Genomic DNA, 14,692 nt, shown 5'->3' with positions numbered 1-14,692 from the left:
GCCATGGTCAACCGGACGGCCTGGCACCTCGCCGACGGATCGTCAGACCTCGGCGGCGATGAGCTGGAGCTCCACGGGCAGGTCCTGCCGGCGGGTGATGCCGAGCTTGCGGTAGGCCCGGGTCAGGTGCTGCTCGACGGTGCTCACCGTGATGAAGAGCTTCCCGGCGATCTCCTTGTTGGTGTCGCCGCGCACGGCGAGGGCGGCGACCCGCCGCTCCGAGTCGCTGAGCTGCTCGGCCCGTTCCGCGTGCGAGGCCGTGACCGTGGGGGGCGCCGGAGCCGGCGGGGTGCCGACGAGGGTGATGGTGTTGCGCAGCGGGTGGGCACCGCACTCGTCGGCGAGGTGCCAGGCCGTCCGGTTGACCATGGCGGCCCGGGCCGATTCCCCGCCCTCCTGCAGGCAGGCGCCGAAGTCGCCGAGGGCGCGGGCCAGTTCGTAGCGGTCGCCGGAGCGTCTCAGGGCTTCGGTGGCACGGGCGAGGATCGCCTGCCGTCTCCTGGGTTCCTGGCCGGTCGCGCGCAGCCGCAGGGAGATGCCCTGCACCCAGGGGTCGGCCGCGTCGGGGGTGGCGAGCTGCTGGGTGACGAACCGTTCGGCCTGGGCGTCCTCGCCGAGCCGGTGGAGGGCCTCGGCGGCGTCCGTGCGCCAGGGCAGGACGACGGGCCGGTCAAGGCCCCAGCGCCGCATGCGCCGGCCGATCTCCAGGAAGTCGCCGAGGGCGGCGTGGTAGCGGCTGGTGGCGAGGTGGAACTGGCCGCGGGCGCGCAGGTAGGAGAGTCCGTGCACGCTGTCGAGGGCGGTGTCCGGCAGCGGGCGGGCCAGCTCCGCCGCGACGCTGTCGGTACGGCCGAGGGCGAGCCGGGCCCGCATCAGGGTGCCGGCGACGCCGCTCGTGAGGGCGCTGCCGGGCCACCGGGGCACCGATCCCAGTGCGGCGAGCGCCTCCCGTTCCGCTCCGTCCAGGTCGCCCTGGCGCAGCAGGGCTTCGGCGTGCAGGGCGCGCAGGAGCACGGCCCAGCCGGGGGCGGAGCGCCGCTCGGTCTCGGCCACGAGGTCGCGGCACCACGGCAGGGCCCTGGCGGCTCCGCCGAGGTACAGCAGGGTCCTCAGGGCCTGCACGGTGGGTTCGATGGTGGCGCGGCCGGAGGCGGCGCCCCGCAGGAAGGCCTCGGCGGCGGCCGCCGCGGCCGGACCGCCTTCGGGCAGGTGCCAGAGGGCCGTGGGCGGTCCGGCCGGTTCCCGTGCCGCCTCCCGGAGCCCGGGCCCTCCGTCCTCCTCCGACGGGGCCCGGTGCCCGCGGGTGCCGGTCCGCCGGGGGAAGGCCGAGAGGCCGTCCGTCGGGTCGGTGTCCGCGCCGCCGGCGGACGGCGTCCGGCGGGCCTGGGACCAGGTCCCGGCCGCCTGCCGGTCGATGGCGTCGAGCAGTCCCAGGACCTCGTCGGCCTCGTCGAGCCGGCCCTGGCCGATGAGCAGCCGGGCCAGGGCGCCGATCCGGCCCGGCCCGGGCCGTGTGGAGCGGACGGTCTCCAGGGCTTCGGTCGTCCGGAGTTCCGCGTCGCCGGGGTCGATCCGGGCGGCGGCCTCGGCGAGGCGCAGGCGGTTGTCGAGGTGTTCGTCGGCGCCGACGGCGCCTTCCCCCGCCAGTTCCAGGCAGGCGAGCGCGCTGCGTGCCCGTCCCGAGGAGAGCAGTTGTGCGGCGGCGCTCTGCAGGAGCGGTACGGCCCAGTCCGGGGTGGTGTCCCGGGCCGCGACGAGGTGTTCGGCCACGACGGGCGCGGCCGCGCCGGCGTCGCGGGTGACGGCCGCGGCCCTTCGGTGCAGGGCGGTGCGCTCGGCCGGCGTCATGCGGTCGAGCACGGCGGCCCGTGCGGCGGGGTGCCGGAAGCGGGTGCCGTCCAGGAGGCCGGCGGCGGCGAGGGCCTCGGCCGCCCGGGCCGTGTGGGCGACCGGTTCCCCGAGGAGCCGTGCGGCGGTGTCGGGGGTGGCCGACTCGTCGAGTACGGCGAGCGCGTTCGCCAGCCGGACGGTTCCGGGGCCGTTGCGCTGCAGGCAGGCCAGTACCGCGTGGCCGAAGGCTCCGTGCGGTCGCGGTTCCCGGTCCTCCCCCGCTCCGCGGAGGTCTTGCAGGAGCGCCCGCAGGAGCAGCGGGTTTCCGCCTCCGGCGCGGTGCAGTGGGGCCGCCTCCTCCTCGGTCCCGATGCCTTCGCCCCGCAGCAGTTCGCCCACCGCGTCGCGGCTCAGCGGCGAGAGGGCGAGGCGTACGAGTCGCGGAAGCCGTATCAGTTCGGTGCCGAGCAGGGGGTCGATGTCCCGGCCGTCGAGGCGGCGTGCGAGGACCACCAGGACTCCCGCCGTCCCGGCGGCCCGGGCGAGGTGCAGCAGGTACTGGCGCGACAGGTGGTCGGCGTGCTGCCAGTCGTCCGCGCAGATCGCGACCGGGCCGGTCGCGGCCAGTCGGCGTACGGCGGCGCTGAAGAGTTCCATCGACTCGCCGAGCCCGCCCGCGCCGTCCTGGCGGGGGTCGAGCGCGCCGGGAGGCGCCCCGGCGGCCAGCTGGCTGAGCACGCCGAGCGGCAGGTCTGATTCGGCGGCCGATCCCGTGGCGCGCAGCACGATGCCGCCGTGCGACGCGACGCGTTCGGCCGTGAGGGCGAGCAGTTCGCTCTTGCCGCATCCGACGGGTCCCTCGACGAGGACCGTGGTCCCGCGTCCCGCCGCGCAGTCGGCGAGCGCGGATTCCAGTGCTTCGCGTTCCACTGCTCGTTCCACAAGATTCATGAAGCGCCCCCGCTATCACACAACTACCGGTCGGATCGCATTGACCGGCCTCTCCGGCCGTTAATGCGTCACCTCGGAATTATGCGATTCGGCCACGGCCGGACATTGGCTCCGGACGGTGGCCGCAAGCTGCACGGCAGCAATTGCCCGCCGCCCCGCTCCCGCTTTTCACCCGGTGGGAATGGGCTGCCGGTGCCGCATATGGCAACCCCATGGCAAGGTCCGGCCGGCCGGCTGCCCGGTGCGCGGCAGGACCGGTCGGTCCGTGCTCGGGGCATGGCAGCGGGGTGGCGGATCCGGCCCCCGGCGGCGGGTGGTGGTGGTCGCGGGCCCTGTCGCCGCTCGCCGGGCGGGCGGGGTGTCGCGAGCGTGGAGAACGTCCGTCACGTCGAGGAATCGGGGACTCCATGCTCGCCTCTCTGCTGCCGCCCCAGGTCGCCGCCGTCGAAGTCAGGAGCGACCCGGCGGGTTTCGCGCTCTATCCCGAGGAGGAGGACTGCGTCCGTGACGCGGTCCCCAAGCGCCGCGCCGAGTTCGCCGCGGTCCGCTGGTGCGCGCGGGTGGCGATGGCCCGTCTCGGGCTGCCGCCGGCTCCGGTCGTCCCCGGTCACCGGGGTGCTCCCGGCTGGCCTCCGTCGCTCGCCGGCAGCATGACGCACTGCGCCGGATACCGGGCGGCGGCCCTCACCCGGCGTTCCGACGTCGCGTCCGTGGGCATCGACGCGGAGCCCGACGAGCCGCTGCCCGAGGGGATCCTGCAGGTCATCGCGCTGGAGGAGGAGTACCGCCAGGTGGCCGGGCTCCTTCGGACGCGTCCCGGGACGTCCTGGGACAGGCTCCTGTTCAGCGCCAAGGAGTCGGTCTTCAAGACCTGGTACCCCCTGACGGGTCGTGAACTCGGCTTCGAGGAGGCGCTGGTGACCCTGGATCCGGTGGAGGGGACCTTCCGGGTGCGTCTCCTCGCGGACGCCGGCCCGCTGGGGGACGCCCCGCGCGCGTTCGCCGGCCGGTGGGCCGCCGAAGGGGGTGTCCTGGTGACCGCGATCGCGCACACCGCGGACGTGCTGGTCCCGGCATGACGAAAGGCTCCCCGCGTGGTCACCGCGGAGAGCCTTGCGTCTCATCTGCCCTTGCGGGGGCGGGGCATCAGGTCCAGCGGTCGTCCTCGGGGCAGGCCGCCGTGACCGAGGCGCCGATTCCGGCCAGGTCGATCTGCACGCCCACCGACGCTCCGGCGAGCACGGGCTCCGAGGAGGTCGCCGCCTGCGCGCCGCCCGCAGCGAAGAGGCCGGCCACGACCGCCACGACCGCCGCACCCATGACGCGCTGCCCGATCCTCTGCACGGAAATCCCCATGTCTTCTCCCCCAAATGGTCAAGAGTATTCAAAGAGGCATTGATTGAATGGTCCACCAATGAACCCTGGATCGCCGCCCCGTCCGTCGGAGATCACCTTGCCCTGCGATCACGTCGCCGACCAAGCTCGAGACGGTGGCGTAAAGTTGCATGACAACAAATTCGCCGAACCGGGGGAGCGGTACAGATGGGCAGAAGAGAGGATTCCGCTTCGGGCTTCGCCGAGTTGGACGACATCAGCGCCAGCGCCTACGGACAGGCCGTCCGCATCGGGATGTTCGACCACGAGGCCATCGCGGAGCACCTCGCCCTCGGTCCGGCGGAGGTCCGCCGCACGGAGCAGATACTCCGTCATCTGAAGCTCCTCCAGCCCATGCCGGGCGACCCCTCGGTCCTCGTGCCGGTCGGACCGGACGTGGCCGCCGCCGACCTGGTCGGGGCCGCCGAGCGTCAGATACGGGACCTCCAGCACGCCGTGACGGACGTGCGCACCAAGCTGCTGTCCCTGACCCCCCTCTACTTCGAGGGCCGCCGCGAGCGGAACCGCGTGGAGGCCTTCGACCTCATCAGCGACCCGGGACTCGTCCAGTCGATGATCGACGAGCGCCGGCAGCAGTGCCGCAGCGAACTGCTCATCATCCAGCCGGGCGGCCCCCGCCCCGCCGAGGTGCTGCCCGCGGCGCGGGAGGCGGCGCAGGAGATGCTCGACCGGGGCGTCCGGCTGCGCACCCTCTACCAGCACACGGCCCGCAGCGACCTGCCCACCCGGGCGTACGTGCGCGACGTGACCGAGGCGGGCGCCGAGGTCCGCACCGCCGACGAGGTGATCGACCGCATCTTCATCTACGACCGGGAAATCGCCTTCCTCCCGGAGCGCGTGGACTGCCAGGAGCAGACGCCCGGCGCCGCCGTCGTGCGCGAGCCCACGCTGGTGGCGTTCCTCTGCTCGGTCTTCGAGTACCTCTGGGACGGCGCCACGCCCTTCGTGCCGGACATGTCCAGGACGCCGACCACCGACGACGGGGTGAAGCACTCCATCCTGCGGCTCATGTCCAAGGGGTACAAGGACGAGATGGTCGCCCGGCGCCTGGGCATGTCCGTCCGCACCTGCCGGCGTCACATCGCAGAGATCACCGAGGAGCTGGAGGCGACCAGCCGCTTCCAGGCGGGCTTCAACGTCGCCATGTCCGGGATGCTCAACAGCATCGGGGACCTGCTCTGAGGGCGCGCCCGCCCCGCCCGGCTACGCCCGCCCGCCGAGGGCCTCGACGATGGCCTCGGCGCAGTCCCGGTCCAGCATCGTCGTGATGTCCGTGTCCGCCGAGGAGCCGAACCCCGCGTCGTAGACCGCGGCGCTCACGCAGTACTCCTCGTCGATCACGAAGGTCCTGAACCCCCACTCGTCCCCGGTCCCGGTCGTGCCGTCCGGGCGCTGCACCTGGACGGGACGGCCGTCGGGCCCGAAGCCGAACTCGGTGAAGCGGAAGTTCATCCCCTGCCCGATCGCCTTGCTGTACGCCTCCTTGAGGGTCCACAGGCGCACCAGGCTGGGATTGCGCTCCGGCTCGTCCAGCTGGGCCAGCGTGATCAGCTCGTACGGCGTGCACACGTGGCGCCCGAGACCGCCGCCGTACATCTGCCGGTCCACCCGCTCGGCGTCGACGCCGATGAGTCCGCGCGTGGTGAGGCCGACCAGGAGCAGGTCGCCCGTGTGGCTGAGGCTGATGTCGACCTGGTCGCAGCCCCGCAGATAGGGCCGGCCGGTCGGACCGTACGCCAGCTCCAGCTGCTCGGGCGCGCTGCGCAGCACGGCGCCCGCCGCGCACTTGAGGAGGATCCGCGAGGCCGCGTAACGCCGGCGGACCTCGGCGTGCGCCAGTTCGAGATAGCGGGACCAGTCGCGGCCGAGGAGCTCGCGCAGCGCGTCACCCTCGGGGACCCGCACCCCGAGGCCGGAGAGCCGGGCCCACAGCAGCGCCGAGCCGCTCTGCCGCAGGTCCTGCCGCACCTGCTCCCAGGCGGCGTCGGAACAGTCGGCGACCTCCACCGGCACGGTGAGCGGCGGCCCCACGGCCGCGCCTCCGGGGACGGTCATCCTTGCTCCTTCACTAAGGCATAGATCTGTTCGAACGTCCGTGCTTCGAAGAGGGGGCGAACCGGGAGCCGGCGTCCCGTCTCCTCCTCCAGCACGGTGACGAGTTGCAGCAGCAGCACGGAGTCCCACTCCGGCACGTCGGCCAGGTACGTACCTGCTCCTCGTTCCCGCAGGTCAATGGAGAACTCATCATGGAGCAGAAGCAGGAACTCGTCGAGGTTCCGTGGATTCACGCCGCTCCTCCCCCGGCCGGATTCGATCGTGTGCGGAGGTGTGCGGGCATGGCCGGAATCATGATCAAGTCGTGCGCGAAGAGCGTCTCTCCTGACCGGCGGGACACTTCTGCGAATCCCATCGAGGGGTAGAAGTCCGCCGCCCGCCCGTTCTTGGGCGTGGGCACGTACCGGGCCCTCACCTCCGTGCAGCCGGACGCGCGGGCCAGCTCCAGGGCGTGCCCCAGGAGGGCCTGCTCGATCCCCCGCGCCAGCACCCGGCAGCTGAGCCACACGTTCTCGACGTCCAGCGCGTCCCCGGTGCGGCGGGCGAGCAGCGCGCCCACCAGGCCGCTGTCCCCGAACCGGTCGGCCGAGCGGACCGCGAGCAGCAGTTCGCCATCGTGTCCGGAGGCCGCCGCGGAGACCTCCGCCTCCGTCATCCTCCGTCCGGCCAGATTGAACCGGTTGGTGCGCTGGGTGAGTTGGGCGAATCTGGCCTGTTCGTGTCTATGCGGCGGGCCGACCTCCACCTCGATCCCGAGGTCCCGCAGGAAGTCCTCCGCCGCTCCGGTCCTCAGCCTCAGCTCACGGCGTCCCGCCTCGGCGCGATAGCGACGGTTCCGGTCCCGGTCGTCCTCGGTCAGGCTCACGCGGTCGAACCAGCCGTCGCGCAGCAGCCGGGAGACGTGCGTCGCCGGTTCGTCGTCGAGCCGTACGACGGCCGCCTCCGGCACCACCCGCCGTACGCGCGCGCATTCCGCCGCGGAATCGTCCACGAACACGAGCGCGTCGGTCCCGAGGCCCAGGTGTCCTGCGATGTCGAGCAGATGCCCGTCCTTGGGCTCCCAGTCGGCGTCGATCCGTACGAAGTCGCCGTCCCTCAGCCGCATGTCCGGATGGTCGCGCAGGGTGGCGACCGCCTCGTCCCGGTCGTTCTTGCTGCTCACCGCGAGCAGGACGCCCTGCGAGGCCAGCTGTTTCACGACGCGCTGGAAGGCTCCGAAGGCCTCGCCGCGGTCGGTGCCCGCAGCCGCGACCCCGTCGGGCCCGTCCTCGGCGAGCACGCCGTCCCAGAGCGTGTGGTCCAGGTCGAGCACCAGGCACTTGCGGGTCGCCCCCCGAAGCGAGCGCGCCAGATGCGCCGCCTCCCGCGCGTAGGCGGCCAGCAAGGGGGTCCCGAGGCGGGCCCCCGCGTAGTGGGCCAGCCGGAGGTCGTGCACGGGGCCGCCCTCGGCGACGAGCGGGTCGAGGTCGATCACCACGAGGCCGGGCGCCGTCGCGGACATGCGCAGCAGCCTGCTGTTGAAGTCGCGCCACACGACCCCGAGTTCGGCCCTGGAGCGGTGGTCGACCAGCTGGTGGCTCCAGGAGCGCGGCAGGGGGACCGTGTTGAGCACGAGGGTGCCCCCGGACAGCGCCGTGTGGGCGGCGGCGACGTCGGCGAGGAGGCGCAGCGCCTCGTCCGCCGCCCGCTCCACGTCCTCGGGCCGCCACACCTCGGGAACCCGGGCGAGGACGGTCTCGGCGTCGAGGAGGCACAGGGCCAGGTCGTGCCCGGCGCCGGCGAAGCGGCCCGCCGGGTCCGTCAGGTCGTGGACGTACGCACCGTGGTCGCCGAGGACCGGTCGCAGCAGGATGCCGTGCCTGGCCAGCTCCGCCGTGAGCGGATCGACGACGGGGGCCACCGTGGACTGTCCGGTGATCGCCACGGTGACGACGGGCGTCGCCGGATGACGGGCGAGCACCCGCCGCGGGTCCACTCCCGCGAGCAGCCGTCCGACGCGCCGCAGCGCGACGGCGTCGTCCTCGATCTCGGCCCGTCCGAGCAGGGCGGCCACGGAGTCGTAGGCGGCCTCCAGGCCGCCCTGCGCGCGCAGTTCGCGCAGCTGGTCGAGAACGTTCCTCTCCATGTGCCTCAGACCTTCTCCAGACCGAGCCCGGTCTTGATCCACTTGCTGGACTCCACTGCCAGGACCACGGCCCGCTCGCCCCGCGCCATCTTCTGCAGGAGCAGGTCGATCTGCAGGAACGGCAGCGCGTTCCCCGTGTTGCCCGTGTCGGTGACGCAGCTGACCTCATGGGCGTCCGGCAGGGAGAGCCGCTCGGCGATCCGCTCGGTCATCCGCCGCGACAGCTGCGGGGGCAGCAGGTGGTCGACGTCCTCCGGCCGCCATCCGGCCTCGCCGAGGACGTCCCACAGCAGTTCCACCGCCATGCCGGGCACGTGTTCCTCGATCGCCTTGTAGTCCTCGGCGAGCAGCGGCCGGGGGGTGTCGCGGTCGGTGATCCCGTACCAGTCGATCAACTGGCCCGGCTCGCGCCCCAGTCCGGCCATGCGGTGGACGAGCCCGCGCACGGCCACCGCGTCGCCGGCCGGTTCCGCCGTCAGGACGGCGGCGCCGGCCCCGTCGCCGAAGAGGACGTAGTTGACGAGCTCCCGGGTGGGCAGCCGGGCCACCCGGCCGTGCAGGTCGAGGTGCCGGTGGGTGACGTCACCGCCGACGACGAGTCCGGCGCCCGCGCCCGCGGCGAGCAGCTTCTGGCCGAGCTCCACCGCCTGGAGGGCACCGGAGCAGCCCGCCTGCAGCTGGTACACCGGCAGGTGGTCGAGGCCGAGCCGGTCGGCGACCTGCGCCGCCGTCGTGGGCAGCAGCCTGTCCGGGGTCGCGGTCGCCAGGACGAGGAACTCGATGTCCCCGGTCTCCAGGCCGCTGCGCTCCAGCGCCTCCGCCCCGGCCTCGGCGCACAGGTCGGCGAGCGTGTCGCGGATCTCCCCGGTGACGAGGTCCCGTCCGAAGTACCGGGTCCTGGTGCCGACGAACACGTCGATCCACTCGTCGCTCACCCCCAGCGCGGCCCCGAGTTCGGTGTTGCCGATCGGCTCGCCCGGCAGGGCCGTTCCGGTGGCGGCGATGAACGCGGTGCGTTCCATGGTGGTGCGTTCCACGGTGGTCTCCCTCATCCCGCTCTCACGCCGCCTCGGCGACGAGCAGGTCGTTCAGGTGGTCGGCCAGCGACGCGACCGAGCGCAGCGCCGGCAGCATGCGCGGGACGGAGAGCTCCCCCAGGGAGGGGAGCCCCGCCTCGATCCGGTCCTTGAGCTGCATGATCATGACGGAGTCGAAGCCGAGGTCCTCGTAGAAGCGGGCCTCCGGCACGATCTCGCCCGGCGGATAGCCCCCGACCTCGGTCACCGCGTCGACGACGGCCGCGAGCACGGAGCCCGCCGGGCGGCGCGCCGTCGCCTTGGCCGCCCCGGCCACGGGGACGGGGCCCGCCTCGGCCACAGGGACGGGTACGGGGCCCGCCTCGGTCCCACGGGCGGGGGCGAGGTCCTCCCCCGGCGTCACGGCCGCCGCCGGGCCCCGGTGGCCGCGGGGGAACCTGCTGCCCCCGTCGAAGACGTACGGGGCCGGGCGCTCGGTCCTGCGGTCCCCCGGCGCGTACAGGGCGTCCCAGTCCGGGTCGAGGCCGGCCCGGTACAGCGCCGCGACGGTCTCGGCGAGTTCGGCCCCCGCCGCGTCGGCGCCGGGTGCCGGGTGCAGGAAGTCGACACCGGCCGCGAGTCCCGACCGCCCGGCCAACGGCAGCAACTGGGGACGGGGCCCGAGTTCGATCAGATGCGTCGGCGCCGTCTCGCCCACGAGCGCGGCCAGCGCCGCCCCGAACCGTACGGGCTCGACGGCCTGCGCGACCCAGTACGCGGCGTCGAGGGGATCGTCCCCCAGCATGCGGCCGTACCGGGTGGAGGCGAACGGGACCTGCGGCCGTGCCGGGCGCACGGTGCCCGCCTCGGTCCCGAACCGCTCCAGGACGGGGCGGAGCGCGGCGGTGTGGAAGGCGTGGGACACGTCGAGGAGCCGGGTGCGCAGCCCCCGTCCGCGCAGGGTCCCGTCGAGGCGGCGCAGTTCCCCGGCGTCACCGGCGAGCACCACGTCCCGGGGACCGTTCACCGCGGCGAGCGAGACCTCCGGTGCCGCCCCGTCGAGTTCGGCGAGGAGCCCGGCGATCCGGTCCTGCCCGGCGTGCACGGACAGCATCGCCCCGCCGGGAGGCAGCTCGCCCATCAGCGTGCCCCGGCGCGCGACCAGGCGTGCCGCGTCCGCGAGTCCGAGGGCGCCCGCCACCACGGCGGCGGCGAACTCGCCGACGCTGTGCCCGAGTACGGCCGCCGGCCGCACGCCCAGGTCGGTCAGGGTCCGGGCGAGCGCGTAGCCCACGGCGAAGAGCGCCGGCTGTGCGTGGCGCGTCTCGTGCACCCGCTCGTCGCCCGACAGCAGGAGCTCGCGCACGGACGTCCCGGTGTACGGGGCGAGTGCCGCGTCGGCCTCGTCGAGGTGGCGTCGGTACGCGGGCGACTCCCGGTGGAGGCCCGCGGTCATGCCGGCGAACTGACTGCCCTGGCCGGTGAAGAGGAGGGCGACGACCGGTTCCGAACGCGGCCGGCGCGGCGTGCGGGCCGTCGGCTCTGCCTCGGCCGCCGCGCGCAGCGCCGCGGCGAGCTGCCGGGTGTCGCGGGCGGTGACCGCGAAGCGGTACGGCAGCCCGGTCTTGACGCGGTTGCTGCTCCGGCACAGGGCCGCCGCCCCGGTGCGCGGCCCTCGGCCCACCGTCTCCGCCTGCGCGGCGAGGTTGCGGCGCAGTGCGTCGGGCGAGTCCGCGGTGAGGGTGAACACGCCCGCTGCGGGCGTCCGTCGGTCGTGCGCCCGGGCCGCCGCGGCGGGTGGGGCGGTGGTCCGCGGTGCGCCGGCGAGCACGACGTGCGCGTTCGTGCCGCCCATGCCGAAGCTGCTCACCCCGGCCACGGTCCCGTGGCGGGGCAACCTGAGGGGGGACTTGAGGAGCCGCAGTCCGCGCTCCGCGAGACGCAGCCGGGGGTTCTCGCGGTCGGCGAAGCGGCTCGCGGGCACGATCCGGTGGTGCAGCGCGAGGGCGGTCTTGATCAACCCCGCGATGCCCGCCGCGCCCTCGGTGTGGCCGAGGTTCCCCTTCACCGATCCGATGGCGCACGGCTCGTCGCGGGGCACCCCGTGCACGGAGCCCAGGGCCGCGCACTCGATCGCGTCGCCGAGCGCCGTGCCCGTGCCGTGCGCTTCGAGGAAGCGCACCTCGTCCGGGGACACCCCGGCGCGGCGGTACGCGGCTTCCAGCACCTTCTGCTGCGACCAGCGGCTGGGGGCGGTGACGCCGTTGCTGCGCCCGTCCTGGTTGACGGCGCTGCCCCGGATCACCGCGTAGATCCTGCTGCCGTCGGCGAGCGCGTCCTCCAGGCGCCGCAGGACGACGACGCCCACGCCGTCCGCCCGTCCGATGCCGTCGGCCTCCCGGCTGAACGGTTTGCACCGGCCGTCCGGGGCCGCGAGGCCGAGCTGCCGGTACACCAGGCCGAGGGTCGGGGAGAGCACCAGGTTCACCCCCGCGGCGAGGGCCGTCGCGCACTCGCCCGCGAGCAGCGCGTTGACCGCGAGGTGGACCGCGACGAGCGAGGAGGAGCAGGCCGTGTCGACGGCGAGGCTCGGTCCGTGCAGGTCGAGGTGGTACGAGACCCGGTTGGCGATCATTCCGGCGCTGCTGCCCGCGCCGAGCTGGGGGGTCACCGCGTCATGGTCGGACAGCGTCAGCCGGCCCCACTCGCCGCCCATCACGCCGACGAAGACGCCGGTGTCCGTGCCGGCCAGCGCGGTGGGCGACGTGCCGGAGTCCTCGATCGCCCGCCAGGCGCAGGGCAGCAGCACCCGCTGGTGCGGGTCCATGGCCGCCGCCTCGCGGGGCGACACGGAGAAGAAGCCGTGGTCGAAGGCGTCGATGTCCTCGACGAACCCGCCCAGGGAGACACCGGGGAACGCGGCGCGGTCCCAGCGCCCGTCGGGCAGCTCCCCGACGGCGTCGCGCGCGCGCATCAGCAGGTCCCAGTACGCGTCCACGCCACGGGCACCCGGGAACACGCAGTCGATGCCGACGACCGCGATGTCGCCCATCAGCGACTCCTCCCGCCCGAAGCACCCGGAGCGCCCGAAGCCGCGGCCGACGGCGCGAGGTGAGAGCGCAGGGCGTCCATCGTGGGGTGGTCCCACAGTAGGGTGGGCTCGACCTCGAGGCCCCGCTCGTCCTCCAGGTCTCCGCACAGGCTCATGGCCATGACGGAGTCCATGCCGTACTCGGCGAGCGGCACGTCCGGCTCGATGGTGTCGGCCGGGCGGTGCAGGTACGCCGCGACGCGGTCCAGGAGCCAGACGTCGAGGGGGACGTCGGGGTCGGACGGGTGGCTGCTCGTGGGAGCGGTCATGGGGAACTCCTTCGCGGTGCGCCGCCGGCGGTCAGCCGCACACGGGGGTGTTGTAGAGGTCGAAGCCGAGCTGGGCGCCGAAGCGCAGCAGCATCTCCTGGCGGACGCGCCGCGCGCACTCGGGCGGCAGGTCGGGCGGGCGGGCCCCGAGCCTGCGGGCCACCACGTGCAGGGCGGCCGCCGCCCAGGAGGCGTCGGCCAGGAACGGGTCGCCGCCGTCTCCGGCGTGGCGCCACACCCCGAGGACCGCGGAGGCGGCGAGCAGCAGGGCGTAGCGGTCGACCAGGGCGAACCCGGCCACGGGGAAGAGGTCGTGGGGCTGGGTGCGCTCCAGGGCCCGCACCCGGTCCCTCAGGTCGCGGAACTCGTCCACGAGCACGGCGGCGATCGCCGCCAGGGCCCGTTCCCCGGGTCCGTCGCCCGTGATGTCCGAGGCGATGAGGGGAAGGCAGGCGCTCAGGGCGTCGCGACCCGAGGCGATGTCCAGCCGCTCCGCGGCGGCCGGCGGCAGCGGCCCGCCGGTGCGGAACAGGGCGGCGGGCGGTGCCTCCTCCAGGAACCACGAGGACCGGGCGAGCCGGGGCAGCTGCGGCAGGATCGTCGCCTGGCAGGCGGCGGACCCCGCGTGCCCGAGGCTGAGCACGGGTACGTCGCGGATGTGCTTCTGGAAGATGCCGAGGGTGCCCTCGCGGTGGTAGATGCCGGAGCCTAGGACCGTCGACAGGGTGTACATCGTCTCCGTGAGCACCTTCGGCAGCAGGTACTTGAGGGCGGCGGAGTACACGCTGGTCTGCTCGGGCAGCAGGTGCAGGGCCCTGGTGGCGACCGTGGCGAGGCTGTCGTACAGCAGCAGGTCGACGAAGGCGCCGGTGGTCGCGGCCGAGGCGCGGTCGGTGTCGGGGTCCGACACGTGCCGGGGGCGCGACCGCTCGGACCGTTCGAACCCGACGGCCGTGCGCAGCACGGTGTCCACCGCTCCGACCGCGAGCGCGGCGATGACGGTACGGCTGATCTGGAAGGACCTCAGGGCCGTCGTCACCCCGCTGCCGAGCGGGCCGAGCAGGGCCGAGGCGGGCACCGGACAGTCCCGGAAGTCGAGCCCGGCGAAGCGGCAGCCGCGCAGCCCCACCGACACGTGGCGGGGCAGCAGCGTCGCGCGGTCCGCCGGCAGGGCCCGGGGGTCGAGCAGCAGCGCCGAGTGGCTGCGGCTGCCGGCGTCGGCGTCCGTACGGCAGAACAGGACGAGGGCGCGGGCCCGTTCCAGGTTGTTGATCAGCGGCTTGGCGCCGTTCAGGAGCAGCCGGTCGCCGACGGCCCCGGCGGTCACCTGGCTGCGTACGTACTGGTTGCTGTGCGCCGTCTCGTGCTGGGCGATCGCGGCCTTGCCGCCCGACAGCAGGATGCCGGCCAGCCGGCGCCGCTGCTCCCCCGTGCCCGTCGTCCACACGTCGGACGCGGCCATCCAGCTCATCATGCCGTAGCCCATGGCGAGGCCGACGTCCCGGCGGAACACGGGGCGCATGACGGCGACCAGGTCCTCGAAGGAGTCCAGGCGCCCGCCGAGTCCGGTGGGCACGAACTCGGCGAACACCCGCTCGTCGTCGAGGAGTTCCTCGCCCGCCGTGAAGCGTTCGGCGGCCCGGTCGGCGGCGAGCAGCGAGGCGTACCCGACCGGGTTGGCCGGGTCCGCGGGGTCGCCCAGCGCGTACTCCAGCTCGGTCGCCCGGGTGTGGGTCCCGCGGGCGGCGAGCGCGGTCACCACCGGCCGCTCCCCCCGCCGGCCGGTTCCGGGCTCAGCAGGTCGTCGCCGAGTGCGGTGCCCCGGAAGCGGACGAGGGCCTCGACGGCGGGGTCGAGCACCTCGTGGCGGGCCCGCAGGGTGCCCTCCACGAACAGCGCGCGCATGAGGGACCGCTGGATCTTGCCGCTGGTGGTGCGGCGCACCGTGCCGGCCGGCACG

At 74.2% G+C, this 14,692-nt stretch carries 11 protein-coding genes and 1 pseudogene; 2 read left to right on the top strand and 10 right to left on the bottom strand.

Annotated elements, in window-relative coordinates:
* Nucleotides 1-42: 42 nt before the first annotated feature.
* Nucleotides 43-2,781, bottom strand: coding sequence for a LuxR family transcriptional regulator (locus CCN56_RS30920; protein WP_086831231.1), 2,739 nt, complete (start codon nt 2,779-2,781; stop codon nt 43-45).
* 407 nt (nt 2,782-3,188) lie between these two features.
* Between CCN56_RS30920 and CCN56_RS30915 the strand changes: the two genes are divergently transcribed.
* On the top strand, nt 3,189-3,860 hold the full coding sequence (locus tag CCN56_RS30915; protein WP_086831230.1) for a 4'-phosphopantetheinyl transferase: 672 nt from the start codon (nt 3,189-3,191) through the stop codon (nt 3,858-3,860).
* A 67-nt stretch (nt 3,861-3,927) separates the two neighbouring features.
* Here the strand turns inward: CCN56_RS30915 and CCN56_RS42720 are convergent, their stop codons facing one another.
* On the bottom strand, nt 3,928-4,137 hold the full coding sequence (locus CCN56_RS42720; RefSeq protein ID WP_143664672.1) for a hypothetical protein: 210 nt from the start codon (nt 4,135-4,137) through the stop codon (nt 3,928-3,930).
* A gap of 186 nt (nt 4,138-4,323) precedes the next feature.
* Between CCN56_RS42720 and CCN56_RS30910 the strand changes: the two genes are divergently transcribed.
* Entirely contained in the window at nt 4,324-5,358 is a 1,035-nt protein-coding gene (locus CCN56_RS30910; protein ID WP_086831229.1) for a LuxR C-terminal-related transcriptional regulator, read from the top strand.
* A gap of 21 nt (nt 5,359-5,379) precedes the next feature.
* Here the strand turns inward: CCN56_RS30910 and CCN56_RS30905 are convergent, their stop codons facing one another.
* From CCN56_RS30905 to CCN56_RS30870, 8 genes and pseudogenes are all read right to left on the bottom strand, one after another.
* Nucleotides 5,380-6,231 carry a 4'-phosphopantetheinyl transferase superfamily protein gene (locus tag CCN56_RS30905; protein WP_086831228.1) on the bottom strand — a complete coding sequence of 284 codons (852 nt, stop codon included), beginning with the start codon at nt 6,229-6,231 and terminating at the stop codon, nt 5,380-5,382.
* Entirely contained in the window at nt 6,228-6,464 is a 237-nt protein-coding gene (locus tag CCN56_RS30900; RefSeq protein ID WP_086831227.1) for a phosphopantetheine-binding protein, read from the bottom strand. The genes CCN56_RS30905 and CCN56_RS30900 overlap by 4 nt, the downstream gene beginning before the upstream one ends.
* The gene (locus CCN56_RS30895) at nt 6,461-8,356 is read right to left on the bottom strand and encodes an HAD family hydrolase (protein ID WP_086831226.1); all 1,896 of its coding nucleotides are present in this window, start codon (nt 8,354-8,356) and stop codon (nt 6,461-6,463) included. The genes CCN56_RS30900 and CCN56_RS30895 overlap by 4 nt, the downstream gene beginning before the upstream one ends.
* 5 nt (nt 8,357-8,361) lie before the next feature.
* Nucleotides 8,362-9,408, bottom strand: a complete 1,047-nt coding sequence (locus CCN56_RS30890; RefSeq protein ID WP_373412921.1) for a 3-oxoacyl-ACP synthase III family protein — start codon at nt 9,406-9,408, stop codon at nt 8,362-8,364.
* A 7-nt stretch (nt 9,409-9,415) separates the two neighbouring features.
* Nucleotides 9,416-12,424, bottom strand: coding sequence for a type I polyketide synthase (locus tag CCN56_RS30885; protein ID WP_086831225.1), 3,009 nt, complete (start codon nt 12,422-12,424; stop codon nt 9,416-9,418).
* Entirely contained in the window at nt 12,424-12,732 is a 309-nt protein-coding gene (locus CCN56_RS30880; RefSeq protein ID WP_086831224.1) for an acyl carrier protein, read from the bottom strand. Before CCN56_RS30880 ends, CCN56_RS30885 begins: the two co-directional genes overlap by 1 nt.
* Before the next feature lie 31 nt (nt 12,733-12,763).
* The gene (locus tag CCN56_RS30875; protein ID WP_086831223.1) at nt 12,764-14,494 is read right to left on the bottom strand and encodes an acyl-CoA dehydrogenase; all 1,731 of its coding nucleotides are present in this window, start codon (nt 14,492-14,494) and stop codon (nt 12,764-12,766) included.
* Nucleotides 14,488-14,692, bottom strand: a pseudogene (locus CCN56_RS30870) (polyketide synthase); the annotation flags it as partial. The pseudogene CCN56_RS30870 and the gene CCN56_RS30875, both read right to left, overlap by 7 nt.

Origin of the sequence: Streptomyces sp. NRRL B-24572 (assembly GCF_002156145.1) — a bacterium.
In the GTDB taxonomy this organism is placed as follows: domain Bacteria; phylum Actinomycetota; class Actinomycetes; order Streptomycetales; family Streptomycetaceae; genus Streptomyces; species Streptomyces vietnamensis.
The sequence above is the reverse complement of the archived record's forward strand: the minus strand, read 5'-3'. Positions and strand labels throughout refer to the sequence as shown.

What these genes read in the sequence shown, in the direction of transcription:
- CCN56_RS30920 (WP_086831231.1), bottom strand. Translation starts at nt 2,781, where the DNA reads ATGAATCTTGTGGAACGAGCAGTGGAACGCGAAGCACTGGAATCCGCG.
- CCN56_RS30905 (WP_086831228.1), bottom strand. Translation starts at nt 6,231, where the DNA reads ATGACCGTCCCCGGAGGCGCGGCCGTGGGGCCGCCGCTCACCGTGCCG.
- CCN56_RS30890 (WP_373412921.1), bottom strand. Translation starts at nt 9,408, where the DNA reads ATGAGGGAGACCACCGTGGAACGCACCACCATGGAACGCACCGCGTTC.
- CCN56_RS30910 (WP_086831229.1), top strand. Translation starts at nt 4,324, where the DNA reads ATGGGCAGAAGAGAGGATTCCGCTTCGGGCTTCGCCGAGTTGGACGAC.
- CCN56_RS42720 (WP_143664672.1), bottom strand. Translation starts at nt 4,137, where the DNA reads ATGGGGATTTCCGTGCAGAGGATCGGGCAGCGCGTCATGGGTGCGGCG.
- CCN56_RS30880 (WP_086831224.1), bottom strand. Translation starts at nt 12,732, where the DNA reads ATGACCGCTCCCACGAGCAGCCACCCGTCCGACCCCGACGTCCCCCTC.
- CCN56_RS30915 (WP_086831230.1), top strand. Translation starts at nt 3,189, where the DNA reads ATGCTCGCCTCTCTGCTGCCGCCCCAGGTCGCCGCCGTCGAAGTCAGG.
- CCN56_RS30885 (WP_086831225.1), bottom strand. Translation starts at nt 12,424, where the DNA reads ATGGGCGACATCGCGGTCGTCGGCATCGACTGCGTGTTCCCGGGTGCC.
- CCN56_RS30895 (WP_086831226.1), bottom strand. Translation starts at nt 8,356, where the DNA reads ATGGAGAGGAACGTTCTCGACCAGCTGCGCGAACTGCGCGCGCAGGGC.